Origin of the sequence: Mesorhizobium sp. CA15 (assembly GCF_020165215.1) — a bacterium.
Taxonomy (GTDB): domain Bacteria; phylum Pseudomonadota; class Alphaproteobacteria; order Rhizobiales; family Rhizobiaceae; genus Mesorhizobium.
This window is the reverse complement of sequence record NZ_JAIUHQ010000026.1, coordinates 21,323-42,346: the sequence shown is the minus strand read 5'-3', so window position 1 is coordinate 42,346 and position 21,024 is coordinate 21,323. Positions and strand designations below refer to the sequence as shown.

20 protein-coding genes are annotated in these 21,024 nt (G+C 64.1%); 9 read left to right on the top strand and 11 right to left on the bottom strand.

The annotated features are described in order from the left end of the window. The first annotated feature begins 484 nt into the window (after window positions 1-484). A complete protein-coding gene (locus LB515_RS26560) occupies window positions 485-1,081 on the top strand; it encodes a TetR/AcrR family transcriptional regulator (RefSeq protein WP_095768319.1) in 597 nt (198 codons plus the stop codon). 147 nt (window positions 1,082-1,228) lie between these two features. After that, the gene (locus LB515_RS26555; RefSeq protein ID WP_224709470.1) at window positions 1,229-2,059 is read left to right on the top strand and encodes an aldo/keto reductase; all 831 of its coding nucleotides are present in this window, start codon (window positions 1,229-1,231) and stop codon (window positions 2,057-2,059) included. 86 nt (window positions 2,060-2,145) lie between these two features. Here LB515_RS26555 and LB515_RS26550 read toward each other — a convergent pair whose 3' ends face one another. Together LB515_RS26550 and LB515_RS26545 are read right to left on the bottom strand one after the other, a co-directional pair. After that, entirely contained in the window at window positions 2,146-3,831 is a 1,686-nt protein-coding gene (locus tag LB515_RS26550; RefSeq protein WP_224709469.1) for an alpha/beta fold hydrolase, read from the bottom strand. 460 nt (window positions 3,832-4,291) lie between these two features. Next, on the bottom strand, window positions 4,292-4,591 hold the full coding sequence (locus tag LB515_RS26545; RefSeq protein WP_095768322.1) for a hypothetical protein: 300 nt from the start codon (window positions 4,589-4,591) through the stop codon (window positions 4,292-4,294). 145 nt (window positions 4,592-4,736) lie between these two features. Between LB515_RS26545 and LB515_RS26540 the strand changes: the two genes are divergently transcribed. Together LB515_RS26540 and LB515_RS26535 are read left to right on the top strand one after the other, a co-directional pair. Then, on the top strand, window positions 4,737-5,636 hold the full coding sequence (locus tag LB515_RS26540) for a VOC family protein (protein WP_224709468.1): 900 nt from the start codon (window positions 4,737-4,739) through the stop codon (window positions 5,634-5,636). A gap of 22 nt (window positions 5,637-5,658) precedes the next feature. Next, on the top strand, window positions 5,659-6,258 hold the full coding sequence (locus LB515_RS26535) for a sulfotransferase family protein (protein ID WP_140845458.1): 600 nt from the start codon (window positions 5,659-5,661) through the stop codon (window positions 6,256-6,258). A gap of 102 nt (window positions 6,259-6,360) precedes the next feature. On the opposite strand, the gene LB515_RS26530 is transcribed toward LB515_RS26535, so the two are convergent. Both LB515_RS26530 and LB515_RS26525 read right to left on the bottom strand, forming a co-directional pair. Beyond that, window positions 6,361-7,143 (bottom strand): DUF2270 domain-containing protein, encoded by a 783-nt coding sequence (locus tag LB515_RS26530; RefSeq protein ID WP_095768325.1) that lies wholly within the window; start codon window positions 7,141-7,143, stop codon window positions 6,361-6,363. Between the two features lie 103 nt (window positions 7,144-7,246). Further along, window positions 7,247-7,465, bottom strand: coding sequence for a hypothetical protein (locus LB515_RS26525; RefSeq protein WP_140840561.1), 219 nt, complete (start codon window positions 7,463-7,465; stop codon window positions 7,247-7,249). Window positions 7,466-7,896: 431 nt separating this feature from the next. On the opposite strand from LB515_RS26525, the gene LB515_RS26520 reads away from it, so the two are divergent. Next, window positions 7,897-10,128: a cation:proton antiporter gene (locus tag LB515_RS26520; protein ID WP_224709475.1), complete on the top strand. Its 2,232-nt coding sequence runs from the start codon at window positions 7,897-7,899 to the stop codon at window positions 10,126-10,128. Window positions 10,129-10,175: 47 nt separating this feature from the next. Here LB515_RS26520 and LB515_RS26515 read toward each other — a convergent pair whose 3' ends face one another. Next, window positions 10,176-11,384 carry an MFS transporter gene (locus LB515_RS26515; protein ID WP_224709467.1) on the bottom strand — a complete coding sequence of 403 codons (1,209 nt, stop codon included), beginning with the start codon at window positions 11,382-11,384 and terminating at the stop codon, window positions 10,176-10,178. Window positions 11,385-11,643: 259 nt separating this feature from the next. On the opposite strand from LB515_RS26515, the gene LB515_RS26510 reads away from it, so the two are divergent. Further along, entirely contained in the window at window positions 11,644-12,063 is a 420-nt protein-coding gene (locus tag LB515_RS26510) for a VOC family protein (protein WP_224709466.1), read from the top strand. 3 nt (window positions 12,064-12,066) lie between these two features. On the opposite strand, the gene LB515_RS26505 is transcribed toward LB515_RS26510, so the two are convergent. Continuing rightward, a complete protein-coding gene (locus LB515_RS26505; RefSeq protein ID WP_224610260.1) occupies window positions 12,067-12,318 on the bottom strand; it encodes a DUF1127 domain-containing protein in 252 nt (83 codons plus the stop codon). A gap of 166 nt (window positions 12,319-12,484) precedes the next feature. Between LB515_RS26505 and LB515_RS26500 the strand changes: the two genes are divergently transcribed. After that, complete coding sequence (locus LB515_RS26500) at window positions 12,485-13,927, top strand: LuxR C-terminal-related transcriptional regulator (protein WP_224709465.1); 1,443 nt, start codon at window positions 12,485-12,487, stop codon at window positions 13,925-13,927. 45 nt (window positions 13,928-13,972) lie between these two features. Here LB515_RS26500 and LB515_RS26495 read toward each other — a convergent pair whose 3' ends face one another. The 5 genes from LB515_RS26495 to LB515_RS26475 form a co-directional block, all read right to left on the bottom strand. Beyond that, a complete protein-coding gene (locus LB515_RS26495) occupies window positions 13,973-14,866 on the bottom strand; it encodes a carbohydrate ABC transporter permease (RefSeq protein ID WP_224709464.1) in 894 nt (297 codons plus the stop codon). Window position 14,867: 1 nt separating this feature from the next. Further along, entirely contained in the window at window positions 14,868-15,719 is an 852-nt protein-coding gene (locus LB515_RS26490) for a carbohydrate ABC transporter permease (RefSeq protein WP_411969169.1), read from the bottom strand. Window positions 15,720-15,904: 185 nt separating this feature from the next. After that, window positions 15,905-17,230, bottom strand: coding sequence for an ABC transporter substrate-binding protein (locus LB515_RS26485; protein WP_095768332.1), 1,326 nt, complete (start codon window positions 17,228-17,230; stop codon window positions 15,905-15,907). A 36-nt stretch (window positions 17,231-17,266) separates the two neighbouring features. Then, window positions 17,267-18,343, bottom strand: coding sequence for an ABC transporter ATP-binding protein (locus tag LB515_RS26480; RefSeq protein WP_224637241.1), 1,077 nt, complete (start codon window positions 18,341-18,343; stop codon window positions 17,267-17,269). Window positions 18,344-18,798: 455 nt separating this feature from the next. Next, on the bottom strand, window positions 18,799-19,398 hold the full coding sequence (locus tag LB515_RS26475; RefSeq protein ID WP_224709462.1) for a DUF922 domain-containing Zn-dependent protease: 600 nt from the start codon (window positions 19,396-19,398) through the stop codon (window positions 18,799-18,801). Window positions 19,399-19,510: 112 nt separating this feature from the next. Here LB515_RS26475 and LB515_RS26470 point away from each other — a divergent pair, with 112 nt between their 5' ends. After that, a complete protein-coding gene (locus LB515_RS26470) occupies window positions 19,511-19,744 on the top strand; it encodes a hypothetical protein (RefSeq protein ID WP_224610248.1) in 234 nt (77 codons plus the stop codon). Between the two features lie 86 nt (window positions 19,745-19,830). Next, entirely contained in the window at window positions 19,831-20,931 is a 1,101-nt protein-coding gene (locus LB515_RS26465) for a flavin-containing monooxygenase (RefSeq protein ID WP_224709461.1), read from the top strand. The last annotated feature ends 93 nt before the right edge of the window (window positions 20,932-21,024 follow it).

Below are 21,024 nucleotides of genomic sequence, written 5' to 3'. Positions count from 1 at the left end.
GGCGTCGGGCTCCGATTGCTGGACGCTTGAGCGGATGGAAATGGGGCTTGGGAGGACAGGGGCAAGGCGTGGAAGCTGCCAATCTCCCCCCTCGTGGGGGAGATGCCCGGCAGGGCAGAGGGGGGCGGAGATGCCCGGCAGGGCAGAGGGGGGCGCGAAGGAACGAGGCGTTTTGCGATTTATGTTCGCGAAGAGAAATCTGCCGGAAGGGAGCGCTTGTTATCGATTGATATGACGGCGGGACAGCACCCCCCTCTGTCCTGCCGGACCCCGCAAGGGGGGAGATCAGCAGCCTCATCGCCGCGCTCCACCAACCAGGGTGCGCTTCCCGTCCTTCTCTACGTGACATACCGCTTCCCCTGGTTATATGATAAAAGCACTCCACTAAAACGGAGGTGCCTCCGTTTATTTACGTGGGATCTGGCCGGTCATGGTTCAACCCCCCATATTGCGTTCGGTGGAGAAAAAAGTGCCTGACCAGGAAATGACCGCTGAAGCGAAGCGCGACGCGCATGCGCCAAAGCCGCTGCGCGCGGATGCGCAACGCAACCGCGACAGGCTGGTCGAGGTGGCGGCGCAGGCTTTCGCCACCGATGGCGTCGACGCCTCGCTGGAGGAGATCGCCAAGCGGGCAGGGGTCGGCATCGGCACGCTTTATCGCCATTTCCCAACCCGCGAGCATCTGGTCGAGGTCGTCTATCGCCGCGAGGTGGAAGGACTTTGCCACGCCGCCGAGGAACTTGCTCGTGAGCATCCTGCCGATGTCGCGCTGGAGCTCTGGATGCAGCGCTTCGTCGACTACATCGCCACCAAGCGCGGCCTCGCCACCAGCCTGCGCCTATTGCTCACCACCAACTCGACGCTGTTCTCCGACACGTCCGGCCGCGTCTCGGGCGCCATGCGAAGCCTGATCGAGGCCGCCGCCGCCGCGGGAAAAATCCGCGCCGACGTCGACGCCTCCGATGTGATGCATGCGCTGGGCGGCATCTACTCGGCGCCGAACACGCCAGACTGGCGCGAGCGGTCGGGGCGGCTGGTGAAGCTCTTGATGGATGGGCTGCGGTTCGGGGCGAGGGGCTGAGGCGCGGGAACTGCTATCTCCCCCCTCGTGGGGGAGATGTCCGGCAGGACAGAGGGATTGCTGTCTCGCCAACCTTTCCCTGACTGGCATTCCCCGACCCGTGGCCTACATAGTCGGCACCACTCTCCCTTCCAAAAGGAACCTCCCATGCCCGAACAGCTCAAATTGAACGACGGCGCCACCATCCCGCAGATCGGGTTGGGCGTCTGGCAGGTCGATCCGGAGATCACGGCCAAGGTTGTGCGCTGGGGCATCGAGGCCGGCTACCGGCTGATCGACACCGCCGAGGGTTATCGCAACGAGGAAGGCGTCGGCGAGGCGATCCGTGCTGCCGGCGTCCCGCGCGCCGAGCTATTCATTACCTCCAAGCTGCGCAACGGCGCGCATCAGCGTGACGCGGCGCTGCGCGCCTTCGACGATACGATGCAGAAGCTCGGCATTGACCAGATCGACCTGTTTCTCATCCACTGGCCGGTGCCCAGCCAGAACAAATATGTCGAGGCCTGGAAGACGCTGGTCGAACTGCGGAAGGCCGGCCGTATCAAGTCTGTCGGCGTCTCGAACTTCAACCAGGACCATCTGGAGCGCATCATCGGCGAGACCGGCGTGACGCCGGTCGTCAACCAGATCGAATTGCATCCGCGCTTCCAGCAGCGTGACAAGCGCGATTTTCACGCCAGGCACAACATCCGCATCGAGAGCTGGAGCCCGCTGGGCAGCGGCCGGCTGCTGGCCGATCCGACGCTGGAGAAGATCGCGAAGAAGCACGACAAGTCGGTGGCGCAGGTCATCATCCGCTGGCACCTGCAGGAGGGGCTGGTCGTCATTCCGAAGTCGATCCACCGGGAGCGCATCGCCGGCAATTTCGACATCTTCGGCTTCGAGCTGGACGGGGACGACATGCAGACCGTTCGCGGTCTGGATTCGGCCGACGGCCGGACGGGACCCGATCCGGCCACGGCGGCGTTCTTGTTCTGAGAGCTGCGCTCCTTTTGGCGCGGCGTCGGAACCGCCAATCTTCACGGATGGGGAAATGAGCAGTTCTGCCGACGACATGCCGCCGCTCATCCGGTGAGCGCAGAGACGGTCTTTCGGGATGTGGATCCGGTGACGAAGCTTCGTATCTCGTCAACCAGACTGTCGCAATCTTCACCCCAGATCACGTGGTCTCTGCCGGCCAGCTCGACGTATTTGGCGCCTTGGATGTGGGTTGCCAAGTAACGCCCTTCCTCTGGGCGTACCCAGCGGTCGCCCGTCCTCTGCACGATCAGCGTCGGCACGCGGATCGCCGGCAGGATGTCGCGAACGTCGACTTCGGTACCCCAGCGCCAGAGCGCGATTGCATCGGCGGGCGAGGCCGAATTCCTGAGATAGGCGGCGAACCATTCGCGTTCGACCATGTTTTCGGTCAGGCTCGGCGCTGCGTTGCTCATGTCGGCTGGCTTGCCCCATTGTCTCTCGACGGCCGCTACGTCGTCGTCCACCTGCGCCACAGTTCTGGCCCAGGGATACTCTTTTGACCAAGTGCCCTTGGCGTAGGTTCCGTTAAGCACCAGCGCGGACGTACGCTCGGGATAGGTGGCGGCGAAAAGCATGCACATCGGACCGCCCTCCGAGCTGCCGAACAGCACCGCTCGGGTGGAGCCGACTGCGTCCAGCACCGCACGCACATCCTCCATGCGCTCTTCCAGCGTCGGCAGGCCGACATGGCGGTCGGATAGACCGGTGCCGCGTTTGTCGAATCGGATCAGGCGTGAAAAGGTGCCGAGCCGCTTGAGCACATGCGCGAAGCGCGGCGAGCCCCAGGCAAGGTCGAGATTGGAGACCCAGCCGGGCACGTATATGAGGTCAATCGGCCCTTCGCCGGTCACCTGATAGGCGATGTTGATTCCTGCCGATTTGACGTAGTGGGTGGTCGGTGGCATCGGCTCGCCGCCGGAAAGGCTCCCACCGGCATTTGCCTCCGAACCGGCCGCCGGCTCGGCGGCCGCAACCGGACGTGTCGAGTGAGGCGATGAACTCATCCGGCGTGTCCGCAGAGCCTCGTACAGTTGGCGCGTTTCCAATTCTGGCTGCAGCCCAAGATCTCTCTCCAGCGCCTCACGGCAGAGCTCATACTGTTTAAGAGCAAGGTTGATGCGGCCCTGCGCGGCATAGGCCCTCATCAATGCCCGGTGGATATCTTCGCGCAGAGGCTCCATTGCGAGCAGTCGCGCAGCCGTCCGCGCACAGGATGAAAGGTCGTTCGACGCGCTGTAATGCGCCACCAGCCTGTCCAGCGCTGCAACCGCGATCGTTCTCAGGCGCTCGCGTTCAATTCGAAGCCAATCTTCGAACGGCTCCTCTTTCACGCCAAGACCGTCGAGCAGGTCGCCGCGGTAGACGACGAGTGCCTGCTCGAGGTGTTCGGGCGACGATCCTGTCGCAAGCGTCTCGAACCGGGCGACATCGAAGTCGATCTCGTCGAGATACAGGCCGACACTGACGCCGTCTGTCAGAAACCGTCCGCTGCCGCACTTATGCATGGCCTTTCGGATGGCCGAAACGGCTTGCCTGAGGCTCATCCGGGCCTGGGTTTCGCCATTCAGGCTCCAGAGCAGGGCGGCCAGCTTCTCGCGCGATTGTGCCTGTCCGGCTTGCAGCGCGAGATAGGCCATCATCGCCCGTGCCTTGCGGCTCAAGGTTGGAGCAGCCGCGCCAGTACCGGCGAGATCAAATCCGCCCAGAAGATAAAGATGAGGCCCTTTCATTGAGTTTCGGCCCCGGCCACGATTATGGCAATTCTTTCGCTTCGCCCCTGGTAATTCAACCGCTATCTGTCCCAAGCGGTCTTTTTCACGTTTCGATCACGCTGCCATCTCCAGCTTTATCACGGTCGCGCCAGAGAGTTGGCCGAACCTGAAACATGGGAGAACCTCAATGCTGCCATTCAGACCGACCGACTGGCCCTTCCGGCAAGATGACGGTTTCTACCGGCTCCAAGGCCCACCCGCAATCTTTCGTCACGACATCGCCCAGGCGCGGTACTTGGAGCAGCAGTTAGCGCAACGGTTGCCCGGCGCTCCCAGGATAAGTCTACCAATGCTCGTGAGCAGGCTTTTTGCCGTGGCAGCGTCGGCCCGTGCAGCGCTCTCTCGCCGGCATGCCGGGCGAGGACCCGCCTCCTTTCGGCTTTGAAAGCCGGCCTTCCGAGCCACGGCGGGCTTGACCTTAAATTCCCTCCCCGTCCACCAGCGGCACGTCATCTCCCTCCCACGGGCTGGGCATTGTCCCGCGTCCTGCGGTCGGCAGCGGCATCCAGCATCTGAGTTCCGGTTCTGCATATTCGACGATGCGGCCGGGCGAGGAGTCCGACGCCCGCCAGCCTTCCTCGCCGAACTGGTCGGCGCGCGACCAGTAGGCCATGTCGACCTCGGCCGGCCCCTGCTCGGAGGAACGCACCGTCACCAGGATGCGGCTGCCGTCCCGCGGCGCGCTCGCCATATTGCGCCACTGTTCGGTCTCGTCCATGCGATCTCCTCCTGCTGAACCAATTCCAGAAAACCGGCCGTCGCAATAGTCGCCGCCCGCCGGGAAGGGGTCAACCCGAACTTGGAGCGCGACAGGCAATTCATTCACAGCTAATATGTCATTGGCCGCAATCGGACAGACGACGATGGATGATGGATTGCTGTCTCCGGTGACCCGTCTCGGGCCGGTCCATCTCAAGGTGACCGACGTGCCGGCGGCCTTGAATGTTTGGCGCGACGCGCTTGGGTTGGCGCTGCTTGGCGAGGACGCCACCATGGCGAAGCTTGGCGCCGGCGGCCGGACGCTGATCGTGCTCCATGCCGGCGCGGAGGCACCGCTGCCGCAGAAGGCGCGCGATCTCTTCCACGTCGCCATCCATATCACCAGCCGCCGCGATCTCGCGCATACGGCCGCCCGCCTCAAGGCATCTGGCCTACGGTTCAGCGCCCAGGATCACCTGGTTTCGGAATCGCTCTATGTCTCCGACCCCTCCGGTAACGGCATCGAGATCTGCTTCGACACGCCGCAGCGCTTGCTGCGCCGCAACGTGTCGCCCAATGGCCGCGTGACGCTGATTGCCACCGACGGCAGCGGGCATTCGGGGCTCGAGCCGCTGGACGTATCGGGCTTGCTGCGCGACCTCGGCAATTCCGGCCATATCGAGCCGAAGATGGCGCAGGAAGCCTTTATCGGCCACATCCATTTGCGCGCCCGCGCGCCCGAGATGCTGATGAAATTCTATCTCGGGGTGCTCGGCTTCCGGCCGCATATCCAGTCCCGGACTTTCGGCATGTTCGACTGCGGCACGGCGCGCCGCGCCCATATGGCGGCCTTCAACATCTGGGCGCGCGACGAGCTGCGCGAGCCGCCGCCGGGTGCAGCCGGCCTCGACCATTTCACCATCGAGCTTGGCTCCGCGCAGGAGCTCGCCGCCGTGGAGCGCAGGCTCGAAGCGGCCGACATACCGGTGAAAGGGGACGGTCGCATTATCTCGACCGCCGATCCGGAAGGCAACCGCCTGCGGCTCGTGGTCCAGGGAGATTGATCGCAACGAAGGAGGAGGGGAAATGTCGCTCAAGGTGATTGGAACCGGCTTCGGCCGGACCGGGACGGATTCGATGCGCGAGGCGCTGACCATGCTGGGTTTCGGCCCTTGCCATCATATGTCGGAGGTGATGGCGCATGAGGAGCAGAAGCTGCTCTGGCGGGCGCTGGCCAAGGGCGCCGCGCCCGACTGGGACAAGCTCTTTGCTGGTTATAAATCCTGCGTCGACTGGCCCTCGGCGCATTACTGGCGCGAGCTGATCGAAATCTATCCGCAGGCGCGCGTCATCCTGACCTGGCGCTCGCCTGAAAGCTGGTGGGAGAGTTTCGAAAAAACCATCCTGCCGGCGATCGTCGGCAGCACGGACCAGGAGTCGCTCGGCATCTCGCTCATTTCGAAACAGGCTTTTGACGGCCGCCCGCAGGATCGCGCCCACGCGATCGCGATCTATCGGGACAATGTCGAGGCGGTGCTGAATACCGTGCCGGCCGAACGTCTGCTGGTCCACAAGCTCGGCGACGGCTGGCCCCCGCTTTGCGCCCATCTAGGCGTTCCCGTGCCGGAAGAGCCTTATCCCGCCCGCAATTCGACCCAGGAGTTTCGGACGGCGCTGTCGCTGTAGGTGAGGGAGTAGGGGAGTAGGGGAGTAGGTCAAGAGTCTCAGGCCACGTAGACGCCGCGAACTCCCATCGCAAACTTACTCCTTACTCCCTACTCCCTTCCCTCACACATGCACGTCGCCGAAGGACAGCTCGCCGTCATCGGCGCGGACCAGGAACGCTGCGGCGAGCAGCGCGAGGTAGCAGCCGGCCACGCCGCACACGACGACGACACCGGGGATTGGGCCGAGCGTCGCCACCCGGAACGTGTCGACGAGCGAGGCGCCGAAGCCGATGGGAGAGCCTTCGCGCGACAGGCTCGGCGTGGTGATCTTCAGGATCCAGGCAAGCAGCAGGATCGTGTACATGAAGATGTAGTTGCGGCGCAGCCGGCGGATCAGCGCCGCGCGCTGCGTGATCAGGAAACGCGGCGAGCGCAGGCCTTCGCCGAGGATCGCGAGCCAGTTGGAAGCATAGTCCGGCTGCGGCGAAAAGATCTGCGCGAAGTAGTAGCGCTCGAATTGCCGCACACGGGCGCGGTAGACGTCGAAGAAGCGGTAGCGCCTCGCCTCGATCCACAACAGCAGCGTGATCAGGAGCATGGCGAACAAAAGCACACCATGATGCGCGCTGGGCGTCGACAGCGATACCGACAGCATAGCCGCCACCACTGTGATCGCCCAGTTGCTGGTGCGGTCGAGCCGGTCGCGCCAGCCGGCCATGCGCGCGATCTCGGCGCGATGGAAATGCGACAGCGTCGTGGTGAATTCAGGGGAGCTGAGCTTCAGCGCCAGCGTGTCGGAAGCGCGCGGCGGCGCGGCCTTCTCGGTGGATCTTGCCGGCGCAGCCGCCTCTGTCGGCCTTGCCACAGCTGCATCTGTGGATTTTGCGGCATTCGTCTGGGCCATTCTGCCGGGCGCCTCCCGCCGCCATGGCCGGTCCTCGCCTTGACATCGACCGGCCACACCCCTGTCGCTTCAACGTGCGGCCGGCCGGAATGTTCCCGCCTTTTCAGGCGGATAAGTCAGGTTGCAAGCGGGAGACACCACCGTTCGCGCGTCGCGGAAAGGGCAGCACATCGGCCATCGGCCTGGCATGCTGGGCTGCCGCCACTGCCTCGATCACAAGGTCGAGCGCCGCAAGCGCCGCGCGGCTCGTTTCATCGTCGCCGCGCAGGTAATGGCAGGCCCTGTCGAGGTGCAGGTGGGCGGCGGCAAAGTCGCTTTTCATTAGCTTCTCCTTATTGCCCGCCACGGCGCGAACATCGCCGAGTCGCTTTACCGGGAAGCAAAAATCCGCGGCGGCATTTGATTAGAATTGTAGGAAACGGCGCCGGAACTGCTGATCTCCCCCCTTGTGGGGGAGATGCCCTGCAGGGCAGAGGGGGGCGCCGTAGAGCACCAACTTCTGCCTGTCTCTCTTGCTGCATGTCCGATGTCGGACCTGCAGATGTTAACGCTTCTGGCTGTGAAGCCGCGTTCCTTCGCGCCTCCCTCTGTCCCGCCGGACATCTTTCCCACGACGGGAAGATTGGCAGCTCCGACGCCGTGCAACCGAACCACCGGCCAAACCGTTATGACGCGAAATCGAGGGGAGACAGCTTGTCCAAAATACTCAATCGGCGCCGGTCGGTCGTGTTAGCCGCCGCTGCGCTTCTGCTGATGCCCGTCGTCGCCTTCGCCGCCGAGAAGACCGGCATGTCCTCGGAAGGCATTTTCGTCGCCGAACTCATCCTGCTCCTTGTCGTCGGTCGCGGCATCGGCGAGGTTCTGGAAATCCTGGGCCAGCCGGCGGTGATGGGACAGCTGATCGGCGGCATCCTGCTTGGGCCTTCGCTGCTTGGCTGGGTCTGGCCGGCGGCCGAGCGGCTGGTCTTTGCCGGTGACGCCTCGCAAAAGTCGATGATCAACGCCATCGCCCAGCTGGGCGTGTTGATGCTGCTCCTGCTCACCGGCATGGAAACGGATCTGCGGCTCGTGCGCCGCGTCGGCCGCGCCTGTTTTTCCATTTCGGCCGCCGGCGTGGCGGTGCCTTTCGCGCTCGGCTTCGTCGCCGCCCAGTTCATGCCGGCCACGCTGCTTGCCGCAGGCAGCGAACGCATCGTCGCCGGGCTGTTCCTCGGCACCGCGCTCTCCATCTCCTCGGTCAAGATCGTCGCCATGGTGGTGCGCGATATGAACTTCATGCGCCGCGACCTCGGCCAGATCATCGTCTCGTCGGCCATCATCGAGGACACGATCGGCTGGGTGATCATCGCCATCACCATCGGCATCGCCACCCAGGGGCGGATCCAGATCGGCAACCTGGCCTTCACGGTTGCCGGCGTCGCCCTCTTCATGGCGTTTTCCTTCACGCTCGGGCGCCGCATCGTCTTCGACGCCATCCGCTGGACCAACGACACTTTCCGCTCCGAATATGCGGTCGTCACCGTCATCCTCGCCATCATGGGCGCCATGGCCTTAATCACCGATCTGATCGGCGTGCACACCGTGCTCGGCGCCTTCGTCGCAGGCATCTTGGTCGGCGAGTCGCCAATCCTGTCGCGCCACATCGAAGGGCAGCTGCGTGGCATCATCACCGCCCTTTTTATGCCGGTGTTTTTCGGCGTCGCCGGACTATCCGCAGACCTCACTGTGCTTCTCGATCCTCAGCTTGCGCTGCTGACGGTGGCGCTGGTCATCATCGCCAGCATCGGCAAGTTCGGCGGCGCCTTCATCGGCGCCGAGTTCGCCGGCATGAGCCGCGCCGAGGGCGTCGCGGTGGGCTGCGGCATGAACGCGCGCGGTTCCACGGAGGTCATCGTCGCCTCGATCGGCCTGTCGATGGGCGTGCTGTCGCACAACCTCTTCACCATGATCGTCACCATGGCGGTCATTACCACCTTGGCCATGCCGCCGACATTGCGCTGGGCGCTGCGCCGCCTGCCGATGGGCGAGGGCGAGCAGAAAAGACTGGAGCGCGAGGAGATCGACCAGCGCGGATTCGTCGCCAATCTGGAGCGGCTGCTGGTTGTGGTCGACGAGGGCGTCGTCGGACGCTTCGCCGCCTATCTCGCCGGCGTCATCGGCGCCGGCAAGCCGACGACGGTGCTGCATTCGAGCGGCGAGACCGATGCCGAACCGACCGAAGGGTTGCATCTGGAGGAAATCGAGAAAGGCGCCGAAGACAGCCGTGAGGCGGCGAAGCAAGGTGACGAGACGCCGGTGCGCGAGGCCCCGGTCACCCGCCGCCAGCATGAGGAGCTCTCGGCCGAAGCTGTCACCAAGGAGGCGCGCAAGGGCTACGGCATGCTGCTCGTCGGCCTCGGCCGCGCCGTCACTTCCAAGGGGGCCTTCTCGCATCGGCTGAACGAGGTCGCCGGCGCCTTCGACGGGCCGCTCTGCCTGGTGTTGAAGCCGGCCACCGCCGGCCGCCAGATGCCTCGGCTCGGCCCGCGATCGGGCAAGATACTGGTGCCGGTCAACGGCACGGCCGTTGCCCGCCGCGGCGCCGAACTGGCTTTGGCCGTCGCCGCCGTCACCGGCGCGCCCGTCAAGACGCTCTATGTCGCACGGGCCGGCCGCGACGAGCTGCGCGACACCGTCTCACACCGCCGCAGGGAAGCCGTGCTGAAGGACATCGTCGCGCTTGCCGACCGCTACGGCGTCGAGATCGAGACGGCGATCCGCAGCAGAGCCGCCGCCGCCGACGCCATCGCCCGCCAGGCAGGCCGCAACGTGGCGTTGATCGTCATGGGCGTGGCGCGGCGCCAGGGCGAGGAGCTGATCTTCGGCGAGACGACGACGGCCGTCCTGCGGCGCAGCCCATGCCCAGTGGTGCTGATCTCCGACGAGCGGGTAAAGCGCGACGAGAGCGACCGCGAGGCGGTACGCACGGGCACGGGGACCGGGTGAGAGGACTGGCTAATCTCCCCCACAAGGGGGGAGACCATCAGCAGTTCTCACGCCATCTGCAGTTTCTGCCGGCTCGGCTGCGGCGGGAAGGCGATCGCGATGCCGGCGGCGCCCAGCCCAATCAGCGCCGAGCCGATGAACAGCCAGCGATAGCTGGTAGTGGCGTCGTAGATCATGCCGCCGGCGAGTGGCCCGAGCGACATGCCGAGGCTGGAGAGCATCGTGGCCGCGCCGAGGATGGTGCCGATGATGCGCAGGCCGAAATATTCGCGCGCCAGCACCGCGTAAAGCGGCATCACGCCGCCATAGGTGGCGCCGAAGATGACGGCCAGAAGGTAGAACTGCTCGAGCTGGCCGACGGTGAGATAAGCGGCGATCACAAGGCCTTGGATAGCAAGCCCGGTGACCAGCACAGGCTTGACGCCCAGCCGGTCGCCGAGCACGCCGTAGAGCACGCGCCCGCCAAGGCCGGCCAGCCCCTCGACGCTGTAGATCGTCACGGCCGCCATCGGCGCCACACCGCAGGACATGGCATAGCTCACCATGTGGAAGATCGGACCCGAATGCGCCGCGCAGCAGGCGAAGAAGGTGAGGCCCAGCACGATGAATTGCGGCGAGCGCAGCGCCTGGCCGACGCTCATGCCGGGATCGTCGGTGACCGGCGCCGGCGTGCCGTCGCTGGCTGCGACCGCCGCCGACGGCTGGCGCACCAGCAAGACGGCGGGCAACAAAAGCACCCAGGCCATGACGCCGATATCGAACATGGCGGTGCGCCAGTCATAGGCGGTGATCAGCCAGCGGGCGAAGGGCGAGATCGTCATCGGCGCCACGCCCATGCCGGCCGAGACCAGTGAGACGGCAAGGCTTCGGTTGGTGTCGAACCAGGCGGTGGTGAGCGCGATCATCGGCGCGAAGAAGGCGCTGGCCGCCAGCCCGACGATGACGCCGTAGCTGAGCTGGAAGACCAGCAGCGAGGTCGCCCGGCTCGCCACCACCAGCGACAGTCCAAGCAGCACCGCGCCCGCAAGCACCACGGGCCTGGCGCCGACCCGGTCATAGATCGCGCCCCAGGCGAAGCCGCCCAGACCCATCACCAGGAAATTCAAGGTCATGGCGCTGGAAATGCCGGTGCGCGACCAGTTCGTGTCGAGCGACATCGGCTCCAGAAAGATCGCCAGCGAAAACATGGCGCCGAGCGCCACGCAGGTCATCAGCGCGCCGGCCGCGACGATGACCCAACGATAGGAATGGTTCATGGTTTTCTCCATGCCGTAAGGCATCCTGTTTGATGCGGCACGGTTTTTCCAGTCCACCGGGCCGCTTGCGTCCGAAGGACGCCGGAGCGGGAGCCGATCCTACAATCTGGTTGCATTTTTTATCCGGATTTTTTTGAGGGCCGATTTCGTTGTCCCAGGCCCTGTCCCGCGAGTGGCTGAAGTGTCAGCAGCCGGCAGTACCCGTCATTGACCGCACACCCGTCCCATCTAGATTTACCCTCTCAACCAGGAGCATTCCATGGAACTCTATCGCGGCCGGCTCATCGATCACCTTCACCTTGTGGTGCGCGACATCGAGGCCAGCCGGCGTTTCTACAGCAGCCTGTTCGAAGTGCTGGGCATCCCCATCGGCGGTGGCTCTGAGGACCATTTCTGGGCCGACGAGCTGTTCGTCTCGACCCCCGACAGCCGTTCCGCCCAAGGCGTGCTCACCGGCCGTCACCATCTCGCCTTCCAGGCGAAGGACCGCGCCATGGTCGATGCCTTCTACCAGGCCGGGCTCGCCGCCGGCGGCAAGGACAATGGGGCGCCGGGCGAACGGCGCTACCATCCCGGATACTATGCCTGCTTCCTGCTCGATCCGGACGGCAACAACATCGAGGCGGTGTTTCATGGCGAGGCCAAGCGGAACGCGGATGCGGTGGTGGTGAGTTTCTGAGGCCTATCGGCGCCAGAACGGTTTAGCGAGCTCCTCCCGCACCTCGTCCATGGTCAGACCGATATCGCCGATCAGATATGGCGTATAGCGCGCCTTGAGCGCCAGCTCCTCGCGGAAGCAGGCTCGTTCGTGCCACACGGCTAAAAGGCCCAACACCCCGGGATGACGCGTCAAGCTTTCTCCGGCCGGCGGGTCGCGGAGGTCGAGCTGCACGGCGCCGTAAAAATCGGAAATCGTGTTCAATATGGGTTTCATCGTTGGCTCCTCGGAAGAACGGCCCTCATCGAGGGCACGCCGGGAGCCTGAACCGCCACGCTCGGTCGATCCATCGGCTGCATGCAGTGTTTTGGGTCCTGCATTTGTAGTATTTTGCGGGGGGCGGGGCGTTGATAATGTCGCCGTCCGCGGGCAGGGAATTGAGATGAATCACGACGCTGCGTCCATACCGGCCGCGCTTTCAGCGCGCCAGCCTGTGCCGGCCTTGTCCGAGCGCGAGCGTGCGGTGGCGGAAAGGTTCGCGGCTGGCCTGACCTATCGCGAGATCGGCGAGGCGCTGTTCATCGCGCCATCCACCGTGCGCACCCATCTCGCCGCGATCTACGAAAAGCTCGGCGTCCGCAGCAAGGTCGCGCTTGCCATGCATATCAACGCCGTCACAGCCATGCCGACCGTGCCCGACACTTCGCCGGTCCTTGCGATATTTCCCATCGAATGCCTGAGCGCCGACGAGCAATGGCGCCGCTTTGCTCGCGGGCTGTCATCCGACATCACCATCGACCTTGCGCGCTACGCGGATCTGCCGGTCATTGCCTTCCACACCATGAAGGCGCTGGGCAGCAAGCCGGCCGATTTCACCGCCGACGGCAAGGCCCTGGGCGCGGCCTATCTTCTGTCCGGTCAGTTGCGCGCCGACACCCAGCGAGTGCGGCTCACGATGGAGCTGGCCGATGCGCGAACCGGCGTCAGCCTGTGGAGCGAACGCTTCGATCGGCCCGTCGAGGACATCTTCGCGCTGCAGGACAGCTTGACCGAAAGCGTGATCAACGTGCTTGCCGGCTGTTTCGGAGCGATCGCCACGGTCGGCCGCAATGCAATCCTTCGCAAGCCGCCGGCCAGCCTGCGCGCCTATGACTGCTATCTGCTGGGCGTCGAGCAGCACAACACCTTCAGCCGCAGCGGCAACAGGGAAGCCATCAGGCTGTTTTCACGCGCGCTCGAACTTGACCCGACCCTGGTCAAGGCCTGGACCGAACTTGCCTACGCCTATTCGATCGAGGCATGCAACGGCTTCGGAGACAATCTGAGCGCCTCGATCGCCAAATGGCGCTGGGCGGCCGAGAATGCGCTGCGGCTCGATCCGAGCGATAGCACTGCGCACAACTGCTTCGGCGACCTCATGGGTTGCCTGGGCGATTTGGAGGCAGCTGAAAGGGCACACCGGCGCGCCTTCGAATACGGTTCCAACCATGCCGACACGCTGGCGCTGCTTGCCGGCAGCAAGGCACTGGTCGCCGGCGATCCGGCGGAAGCCATCCCGCTCATCGAGCGCGCCATGCGACTCAATCCGCTTGCCCCGCCCTGGTATTTCGGCATGCAGGGGCGCGTCCTGTTCACGGCCGGCAGGCACCGGGAAGCCATAGCCGCGCTGCGACGGAGCACGCCGGATTCGCCGCACGTGCTGATCTTCCTGATGCTTGCCCACGCAACACTAGGCGAAGCTCGCGAGGCCGCAGCCATCGCGGACCGTCTGCGCTCCGAATTCCCCAGCTTCTCGGTCGAGGGCTTCATCTCTGGCTATCCGGTCAGCAATCCGGGCGCCGCACGAGCCATCCGCGAAGCGGCGAAGTTGGTGCCGCTCTGCTAGCCCCGGTCACGAGCCCGACGCCACGTGCCAGGCGCTGATGCACTTCTATTCCTTCACCGCGCCCGTCATCGATGAAACATAGTGCTCGACGAAGAAGGAATAGAGTACCACCACCGGCAGCGAGCCGATCAGCGCGCCGGCCATGAGCGCGCCCCATTCATAGACGTCGGAGCGAACGAGTTCGGTGAGCACGCCGACCGGCACCGTCTTCTTCTCCGAAGACTGGATGAAGGTCAGCGCATAGATGAACTCATTCCAGGACAAGGTGAAAGCGAAGATGCCGGCCGAGATCAGGCCGGGAACCGACAGCGGCAGCACGATCTTGGTGAGGATCTGCCAGCGGCTCGCGCCATCGATGAGCGCGCATTCCTCCAACTCGAAGGGGATCGAGCGGAAGTAGCCCATCAGAAGCCAGGTGCAGAACGGGATGAGGAAGGTCGGATAGGTGAGGATCAGCGCGAACGGCGTGTCGTAAAGACCGAGATTGAACACCATCACCGACAGCGGAATGAACAAGATAGAGGGCGGCACGAGATAGGCGAGGAAGACGGCGAGGCCAACCTGCCGCGCCCCCGAAAACCTCAGCCGCTCGATGGCGTAGGCGGCAAGCACGGCAGCCGCCAGCGACAGGAAAGTTGCGGCGGTCGAGATGATGATCGTGTTGAGCAACCAACCTGGATAGGAGGTCTCGAAGAGTAAATAACGGATGTGTTCCAGCGTCGGATGAACGACCCAGAACGGATTGTAGTTCACATAATCGGTCATCTCGACGTTGGGCTTAACCGCCGTGATCGTCATCCAGTAGAAGGGGAACAGGAGAACGATCAGAAACACCAGCAGCGGCAGGTAGACCGTCACCACCCGTCGCGGAAGGCTTTGCAGGTATCCCATGCCGCCTTCGTCGGTCTCCAGGCGCTCGACTTCCTTGATCGCGGCCATGTCAGTCTCCGCCGCCTTGCTGCCATCTGCGCCGTTGCAGTCCGAAATAGCTGAACAGGATCGCGGCCAGCAGGAAGGGAATCATGGCAACCGCGATTGCCGCGCCTTCGCCCAGTTGGCCGCCCGCAATACCGCGCTGGAAGGACAATGTCGCCATCAAATGCGTGGCGTTCACCGGCCCGCCGCGGGTCAGCACGTAGATCAGCTGGAAATCGGTGAAGGTGAACAGAACCGAAAACGTCATCGTGATGGCTATGATCGGCGTCAGCAACGGCAGGGTCACGTAGCGGAACAGCTGCCACCGGCTGGCGCCGTCGAGCGTAGCGGCCTCGTAGAGCGATTGCGGAATGGTCTGCAGTCCGGCAAGCAGCGTGATGGCGACGAAGGGAATGCCGCGCCACACATTGGCCGCGATGACCGAGGCGCGCGCATTGGTCGGGTCACCGAGAAAATTGATGCGGTGGTCGATCAGGCCCATCTGCTGCAACGCCCAGGACAGGATCGAAAACTGCGAGTCGTAGATCCACCAGAAGGCAATGGCCGAGAGCACCGTCGGTACGACCCAGGGCAGCAGCACGACGGCGCGGAAGAACGACTTGAAGGGCAGGTTCTCGTTGAGGATGAGAGCCAGCCAGAGGCCGAGCACGAATTTTAGGATCGAAGCGCTGACCGTGTAGAGCAGCGTGTTGAACACCGAGAGCCAGAAGACGCTGTCGCTCCACAGATATTCGTAGTTCTCGACGCCGATGAAGATGCCCGGCCGGCCGATGCGCGTGTCGGTGAAGCCGAGCCAGACGCCGAGCCCGAGCGGATAGGTGAGAAAGACCAGGAGCAGCGCCGCCGCCGGCAGCATGAAGCCGAAGCCGAGAGCGTTCCTGCTCTCGGCGAGCCTCGAACGGATCGACGGGCGCGTCTGAACGGCAACGGACGGCACGGCCATGGCGCGGGCTCCTTGTTATGCGGGTGGAACTGTGGCTGACCGCGCTTGGCTCGAGTAAGCCGCGAAGCGCGGTCATCCTGCTTCAAACTGCGCCAGGATCAGACGCGGTAGTAGCGATTGGCGCGTTTTTCGGCCTCCTCCATCGCTTCCTGCGGCGTCGCCTGGCCCGTCACCGCCTTGGCGAACATGTCCACCAGCACGTAGTCAGCCATTGTCGCGGCGGATGCATAGCCGAGCGGCCCGGCATAGCCGTTGGGGCGCAGCGTCGCCGAGGCTTTCGCGTAGGCTGCATTGTTAGGATCGGCCTTCCAAACCGGGTTGTTGTCGAAGGCTTTCAGCGTTTGGCAGCAATAGCCTGCCGACGAAGTGATCCAGTCGGACATTTGCGGGTCCTCAAACATGAACTGCAGATAGGCTTTGGCGGCATTGGGGTAGGGCGTGTAGTTGAAGATGACGGCCGTGGTCACCTGGAAAAGCTCGACCGATTTGCCGACCGGACCGATCGGCATGTTGGTCGTGCGGATGTCCTTGGCGATCTCGGCCAGCTTCGGGTCCTTGTCCTTGTTGATCTTCGCTGTGTTGTAGGCTGAGATGCCGTTGGCGATCACGCTCACTTCCCCGGCCAGGAATGCGCGGTTGTTGTTGACGTCGAGCCAGCTTTCGGTGCCGGGGATGAAGGTCTTGTAGAGCTCCTGCGCATACTGGATCGCCTTGAGCGTCTCCGGACTGTTGATCGTCACCTTGCCGGCTTCGTCGACCATCTGGCCGCCGTGGCTCCACAGCAGCCAATGCGCGTAATTGTTGCCGTCGCCGACGCCGTGGCCATGGGTGAAGCCGGCGGGATGGCCTTTCGCCTTCAATGCCTTGCAAAGTTCCAGGAAACTGGCCGTGTCCTTGGGGAATTCGGAGAAGCCTGCCTCCTTGACCCAGCTTTCGCGGTAGACGATGGCGTTGCCGATGGTGGCCAGCGGCAAGCCGATGAACTTGCCCTCGCGCGTGGCATATTGTTTCGGGCCGTCGTACCAGCCGCCATACTTCTTGCCGAGATGATCACCGAGTTCCGTCACATCGAGCAGCTTGTCGGGATACTGGTGCGGGTCGTCGAACCAGACGAACATCAGGTCGGGGCCGGAGCCGACATTGGCGGCGACCGCCGCCTTGGGACGGATGTCTTCCCAGCTTTCCTTGTCGACGCGCACCTCCACGCCCGTCGCCTCGGTGAACCGCTTGGTATTCTTCAGCCACTGATCCTCGTCGCCCTGCACGAAGGGCGACCAGCGCAGCAGCCTGAGCTTGGCGCCTTCCTCGGGCTTGTAGGTTACGCCTTCCTGGGCGAATGCACTCGAGCCGACGAAGCGGCTGCCCAGGGCTCCGGCCGCCGCGGCTGCGGTCGTGCGGATTACATCGCGTCTGGTGAACTTCATACTCGTTTCCTCCTGTTGCTCTGCCGTTGCCTGGTTTTATCGCGCCGTCTCGATTCGCTTGCCGGTCTCGCCGTGGAACAGGTGGATCGGACCGGGGTCGACCGACAGCCGAATGGTTTCTCCCGGCGCGAAGGAATGGCGCTCGCGGAAATTGGCGACGATGTCCTCCCCGCCGACCGTGCGGCCGATGATCTGCACTTCCGACCCGGTCGGCTCGATCACCGCCACCTTGACTGGAATGCCGTCGTCGGCCAGCCGCAGATGCTCGGGTCGTACTCCGAGCACCATGGCTTCGCCGTTGCCAATCGAGAGAGGCTTCGGCAAAGGCACGGAAATGCCTCCTGCACCCCTGAACAACGGTGGGCCATCATTGGCGAATGCGCCCTTGAGCAGGTTCATGGCGGGCGAGCCGATAAAGCTTGCCACGAACAGGTTGTTTGGCCGGTCGTAGAGCTCGAGCGGCGGTCCGATCTGCTCGACGAGGCCGTCATGCATGACCACGATCTTGTCCGCCATGGTCATAGCCTCGACCTGGTCGTGGGTGACATAGACCGTCGTGGTCTTCAGCCGCTGGTGCAGTTCCTTGATTTCGGCCCGCATCTGCACCCTCAGCTTGGCGTCGAGATTGCTGAGCGGCTCGTCGAACAGGAACACCTGCGGATTGCGCACGATTGCCCGGCCCATGGCGACGCGCTGGCGCTGGCCGCCCGAAAGCTGGCGGGGATAGCGCGACAGAAGCGGCACCAGCCCGAGGATTTCGGCCGCCCGTTTCACCCCGGCATCGCTTTCAGCCTTCGGGACGCCCTTGAGCATGAGCGAGAACGCCATGTTCTCGGCAACCGTCATGTGCGGATAGAGCGCGTAGTTCTGGAAGACCATGGCGACGTCGCGCTCCTTCGGCGCAACGTCGTTGACGATACGGCTGCCGATCGAGATATGGCCGCGCGAAATCTTTTCCAGGCCGGCGATCATCCTGAGAAGGGTCGATTTTCCGCAGCCTGAGGGCCCCACCAGCGTGACGAACTCGCCGTCGTCTATGTCGACACTGACGCCATGCAGGATCTGGGTGGCCCCGAACGATTTGTAGACATCGCCAATCGCGACAGACGCCATCGAACTCCTCCCGATGGTCCCTGCGAATCTCGCGGGGAGCCGTTCCAATCAAGGTGTGGCTGAAACGGGCGCCGGCAAGCACCCACCACTGGCGTCGGCGACGTTTGCCCCTATTCCCCCGGGGTCACGCGACTGTGAAACGGTAGCGCTACCACATCCACCTGTAAAGCGGCGGCGCGCCTTTGCTTACTACCATCGTTGAAGACAGTTTGAGCGAAGGCTGCGCTGAAGCGAAGTGGATCCAGCCAGTCGCCGGAGGGCGGCCGATTGATCTTCAAACGCCGCCGGTGGATATTAGACATCGTTAATGTAATAGATTTCAGCGTGTCCGAGAAAAGCCGAATCCTGCCGATTTACATCGCCAACGGGATTGGTCGTGATCCATCCAGGACGCGCGCATTACTTCCGCCATGGCGCAGGGAGCGGGGCTGTCGCTGCCGCTCTTGCCTTCGTTCTCAGCCTCCGCCCAGAAACGCCGCGATCAGCTTCAGCATGTTGCCGTCCTGCCCGAACTCGATCTTGTCGAAATCGCGGCTGCCCTGGCGCTGCGCCTTCGAGAGTTGGTCGAGATAGGCTGTCAGCTCCGCCCGGACCTTCTTGCAGCCGGGATCGTTCTGGGCGGTGAGGCCCGTGCTGAAGGCGACGATCTTGTCCACCATGTCGATGATGCCGGCGCCATGCACCTTCTCATGCGCGATCAGCCCGGCGGCGAAGGCGTCCCAGCGCGTTTGCAAGGCTGAGCCAAGTTTCCGCGCCGGCTTGGGCAGCGTATAGGTGACGATCAGCTTCGGCCGCGCTGTCCTCAGCACGCAGGCGCCACCTTGCGGCTGGTAGTCGCGCTGCCAGGTCAGCTTGAAGAAAGTGTGCGCGATGACACGCCGTTCGTTGCCGGCCGAATCCTTGCCGATCACCGGGCCTTTCTTGCCGATCGAGAGATAGAGCTGCTCCGCGCTTTCGCCCGGGACGGCATAAGTCTCGATTTTCTCGATAGGTTTCCAATCGGCGAGCGCCGGCGTGGACGAAAGCAGGGCGGCGAGGAGGAGGGCGGGCTTCATGGGCGAGCCATAGCATTGGGCCTCGTTTGGTAGAAGCCGGCCCGCGGATTTTCGGAACCGGCTTCACCGGTCGATCGTTTTCCTGGGCAATCGACCCATGGGGAAGGACCAGATGACCCGCAACGAGATCATTTCCGTGCTTGGACCGGTCGACGAGGCCGTCATCGCCGATATCGCGCTCACCGGCGCCAGCCTCGAGGAATTGCGCGAGGCCTTCGCCTGGATCGGCGCCGACGAGGCGCTGGTCAATGAAGGCCGCGCCATGCCCGGCGCCCGTGTGGCGAAACTGATCGAGATCCTCGAACCGCCTGAGGATGAGCCCGAGGCGCCGGGCGCGATGGAGTAGGGCGGCTGCCTGTAGGTGCTTCTCCCTACTTGCCCCTCGAACTCCTCCTGTCATAGTTTTTGCCGCTTTGGCGGGAGGAAAGCCATTTGGATACCAATGTCGTCATCGTCGGCGCCGGTCCTGCCGGGCTCGCCGTTGCTGCCTGCCTCAAACAGGCGGGGCAGGACTTCATCATCCTTGAAAGGGCCAATGAGGTGGCGCCCGCCTGGCGGCGGCATTACCGGCGGCTGCACCTGCACACGGTGAAATCCTTCTCGTCGCTGCCCTTCGTGCCGTTCCCGAAAAGCCACCCGCGCTACGTGCCGCGCGAGAAGGTGGTCGCTTATCTCGATGCCTATGCCGGGCGTTTCGGGCTCAGGCCGCGCTTCGGCGTCACCGTCAAATCGGTCAGCCGTGAAGGCGAGCGTCTGCTGGTCCAGACCGATGCCGGGCTGTTCAATGCCCGCAAAGTGGTGGTGGCCACCGGCAACAATGCCGAGCCGATCACACCAAACTTCCCGGGCATCGAAGCCTTCAAGGGCAAGGTGCTGCACAGCGCCGCCTATACCGAGGCCGCGCCTTATGTCGGCAAGGACGTGCTGGTCGTCGGCATGGGCAATACGGGCGCGGAGATCGCGCTCGACCTGGCTGAAAGCGGTGCCAGGCCCACAATCTCGGTGCGGAAGGGCGTCCACATCGTGCCACGCCAGCTGTTCGGCGTGCCGATCCAGATGGTGGGGATCGCCAGTCGGCCGATGCCGCAGGCGCTGAACGACTGGGTGTTCCCAAAGATCCTCGATCTGGCGCTGGGCAGGCTGGAGAGATACGGCATCGTGCGGCCGCGGCAGGGCATCATGCAGGGGATCGAAGCCGGCCGCATTCCGGTGATCGACGTCGGCACGGTGGCGGCGATCAAGGCCGGCCGGATCGGCATCGCACCGGACATCGCAAGCTTCACCGGGGACGGCGTGAAATTCGCCGACGGGGTGGAGAAGAAATTCGACGCGGCTATTTTCGCCACCGGCTATCGCCCGGCCTATGACGGCTTCCTGCCGGCGGAGCTCAGGCCGGACAAGAGCGGCGTGAACGCCCGCGCGACGGAGGAGCTCGGCGTCTATCTCGTCGGCTTCTACAATCCGGTCACCGGCCTGTTGCGCGAAATCGGCATCGAGGCGCAGGCGGTGGCGAAGGATATTGCGAGACGGTGAGGGTTCACGCGGCCACCATGATAGGCCGAGTTCCGTCACGGCGGAGACCTTTCTGCGTTGATCTGCGCCCCGCCTGAATCGGGTGGCGCCGTC

Bases quoted from the DNA above. Each gene is read 5' to 3' on its own strand.
- LB515_RS26510 (WP_224709466.1), top strand. From the start codon at position 11,644: ATGGAACTCTATCGCGGCCGGCTCATCGATCACCTTCACCTTGTGGTG.
- LB515_RS26500 (WP_224709465.1), top strand. From the start codon at position 12,485: ATGAATCACGACGCTGCGTCCATACCGGCCGCGCTTTCAGCGCGCCAG.
- LB515_RS26480 (WP_224637241.1), bottom strand. From the start codon at position 18,343: ATGGCGTCTGTCGCGATTGGCGATGTCTACAAATCGTTCGGGGCCACC.
- LB515_RS26470 (WP_224610248.1), top strand. From the start codon at position 19,511: ATGACCCGCAACGAGATCATTTCCGTGCTTGGACCGGTCGACGAGGCC.
- LB515_RS26560 (WP_095768319.1), top strand. From the start codon at position 485: ATGACCGCTGAAGCGAAGCGCGACGCGCATGCGCCAAAGCCGCTGCGC.
- LB515_RS26495 (WP_224709464.1), bottom strand. From the start codon at position 14,866: ATGGCCGCGATCAAGGAAGTCGAGCGCCTGGAGACCGACGAAGGCGGC.
- LB515_RS26475 (WP_224709462.1), bottom strand. From the start codon at position 19,398: ATGAAGCCCGCCCTCCTCCTCGCCGCCCTGCTTTCGTCCACGCCGGCG.
- LB515_RS26485 (WP_095768332.1), bottom strand. From the start codon at position 17,230: ATGAAGTTCACCAGACGCGATGTAATCCGCACGACCGCAGCCGCGGCG.
- LB515_RS26545 (WP_095768322.1), bottom strand. From the start codon at position 4,591: ATGGACGAGACCGAACAGTGGCGCAATATGGCGAGCGCGCCGCGGGAC.
- LB515_RS26555 (WP_224709470.1), top strand. From the start codon at position 1,229: ATGCCCGAACAGCTCAAATTGAACGACGGCGCCACCATCCCGCAGATC.
- LB515_RS26540 (WP_224709468.1), top strand. From the start codon at position 4,737: ATGGATGATGGATTGCTGTCTCCGGTGACCCGTCTCGGGCCGGTCCAT.
- LB515_RS26520 (WP_224709475.1), top strand. From the start codon at position 7,897: ATGCCCGTCGTCGCCTTCGCCGCCGAGAAGACCGGCATGTCCTCGGAA.
- LB515_RS26490 (WP_411969169.1), bottom strand. From the start codon at position 15,719: ATGCTGCCGGCGGCGGCGCTGCTCCTGGTCTTTCTCACCTATCCGCTC.
- LB515_RS26535 (WP_140845458.1), top strand. From the start codon at position 5,659: ATGTCGCTCAAGGTGATTGGAACCGGCTTCGGCCGGACCGGGACGGAT.
- LB515_RS26515 (WP_224709467.1), bottom strand. From the start codon at position 11,384: ATGAACCATTCCTATCGTTGGGTCATCGTCGCGGCCGGCGCGCTGATG.
- LB515_RS26525 (WP_140840561.1), bottom strand. From the start codon at position 7,465: ATGAAAAGCGACTTTGCCGCCGCCCACCTGCACCTCGACAGGGCCTGC.
- LB515_RS26550 (WP_224709469.1), bottom strand. From the start codon at position 3,831: ATGAAAGGGCCTCATCTTTATCTTCTGGGCGGATTTGATCTCGCCGGT.
- LB515_RS26530 (WP_095768325.1), bottom strand. From the start codon at position 7,143: ATGGCCCAGACGAATGCCGCAAAATCCACAGATGCAGCTGTGGCAAGG.
- LB515_RS26505 (WP_224610260.1), bottom strand. From the start codon at position 12,318: ATGAAACCCATATTGAACACGATTTCCGATTTTTACGGCGCCGTGCAG.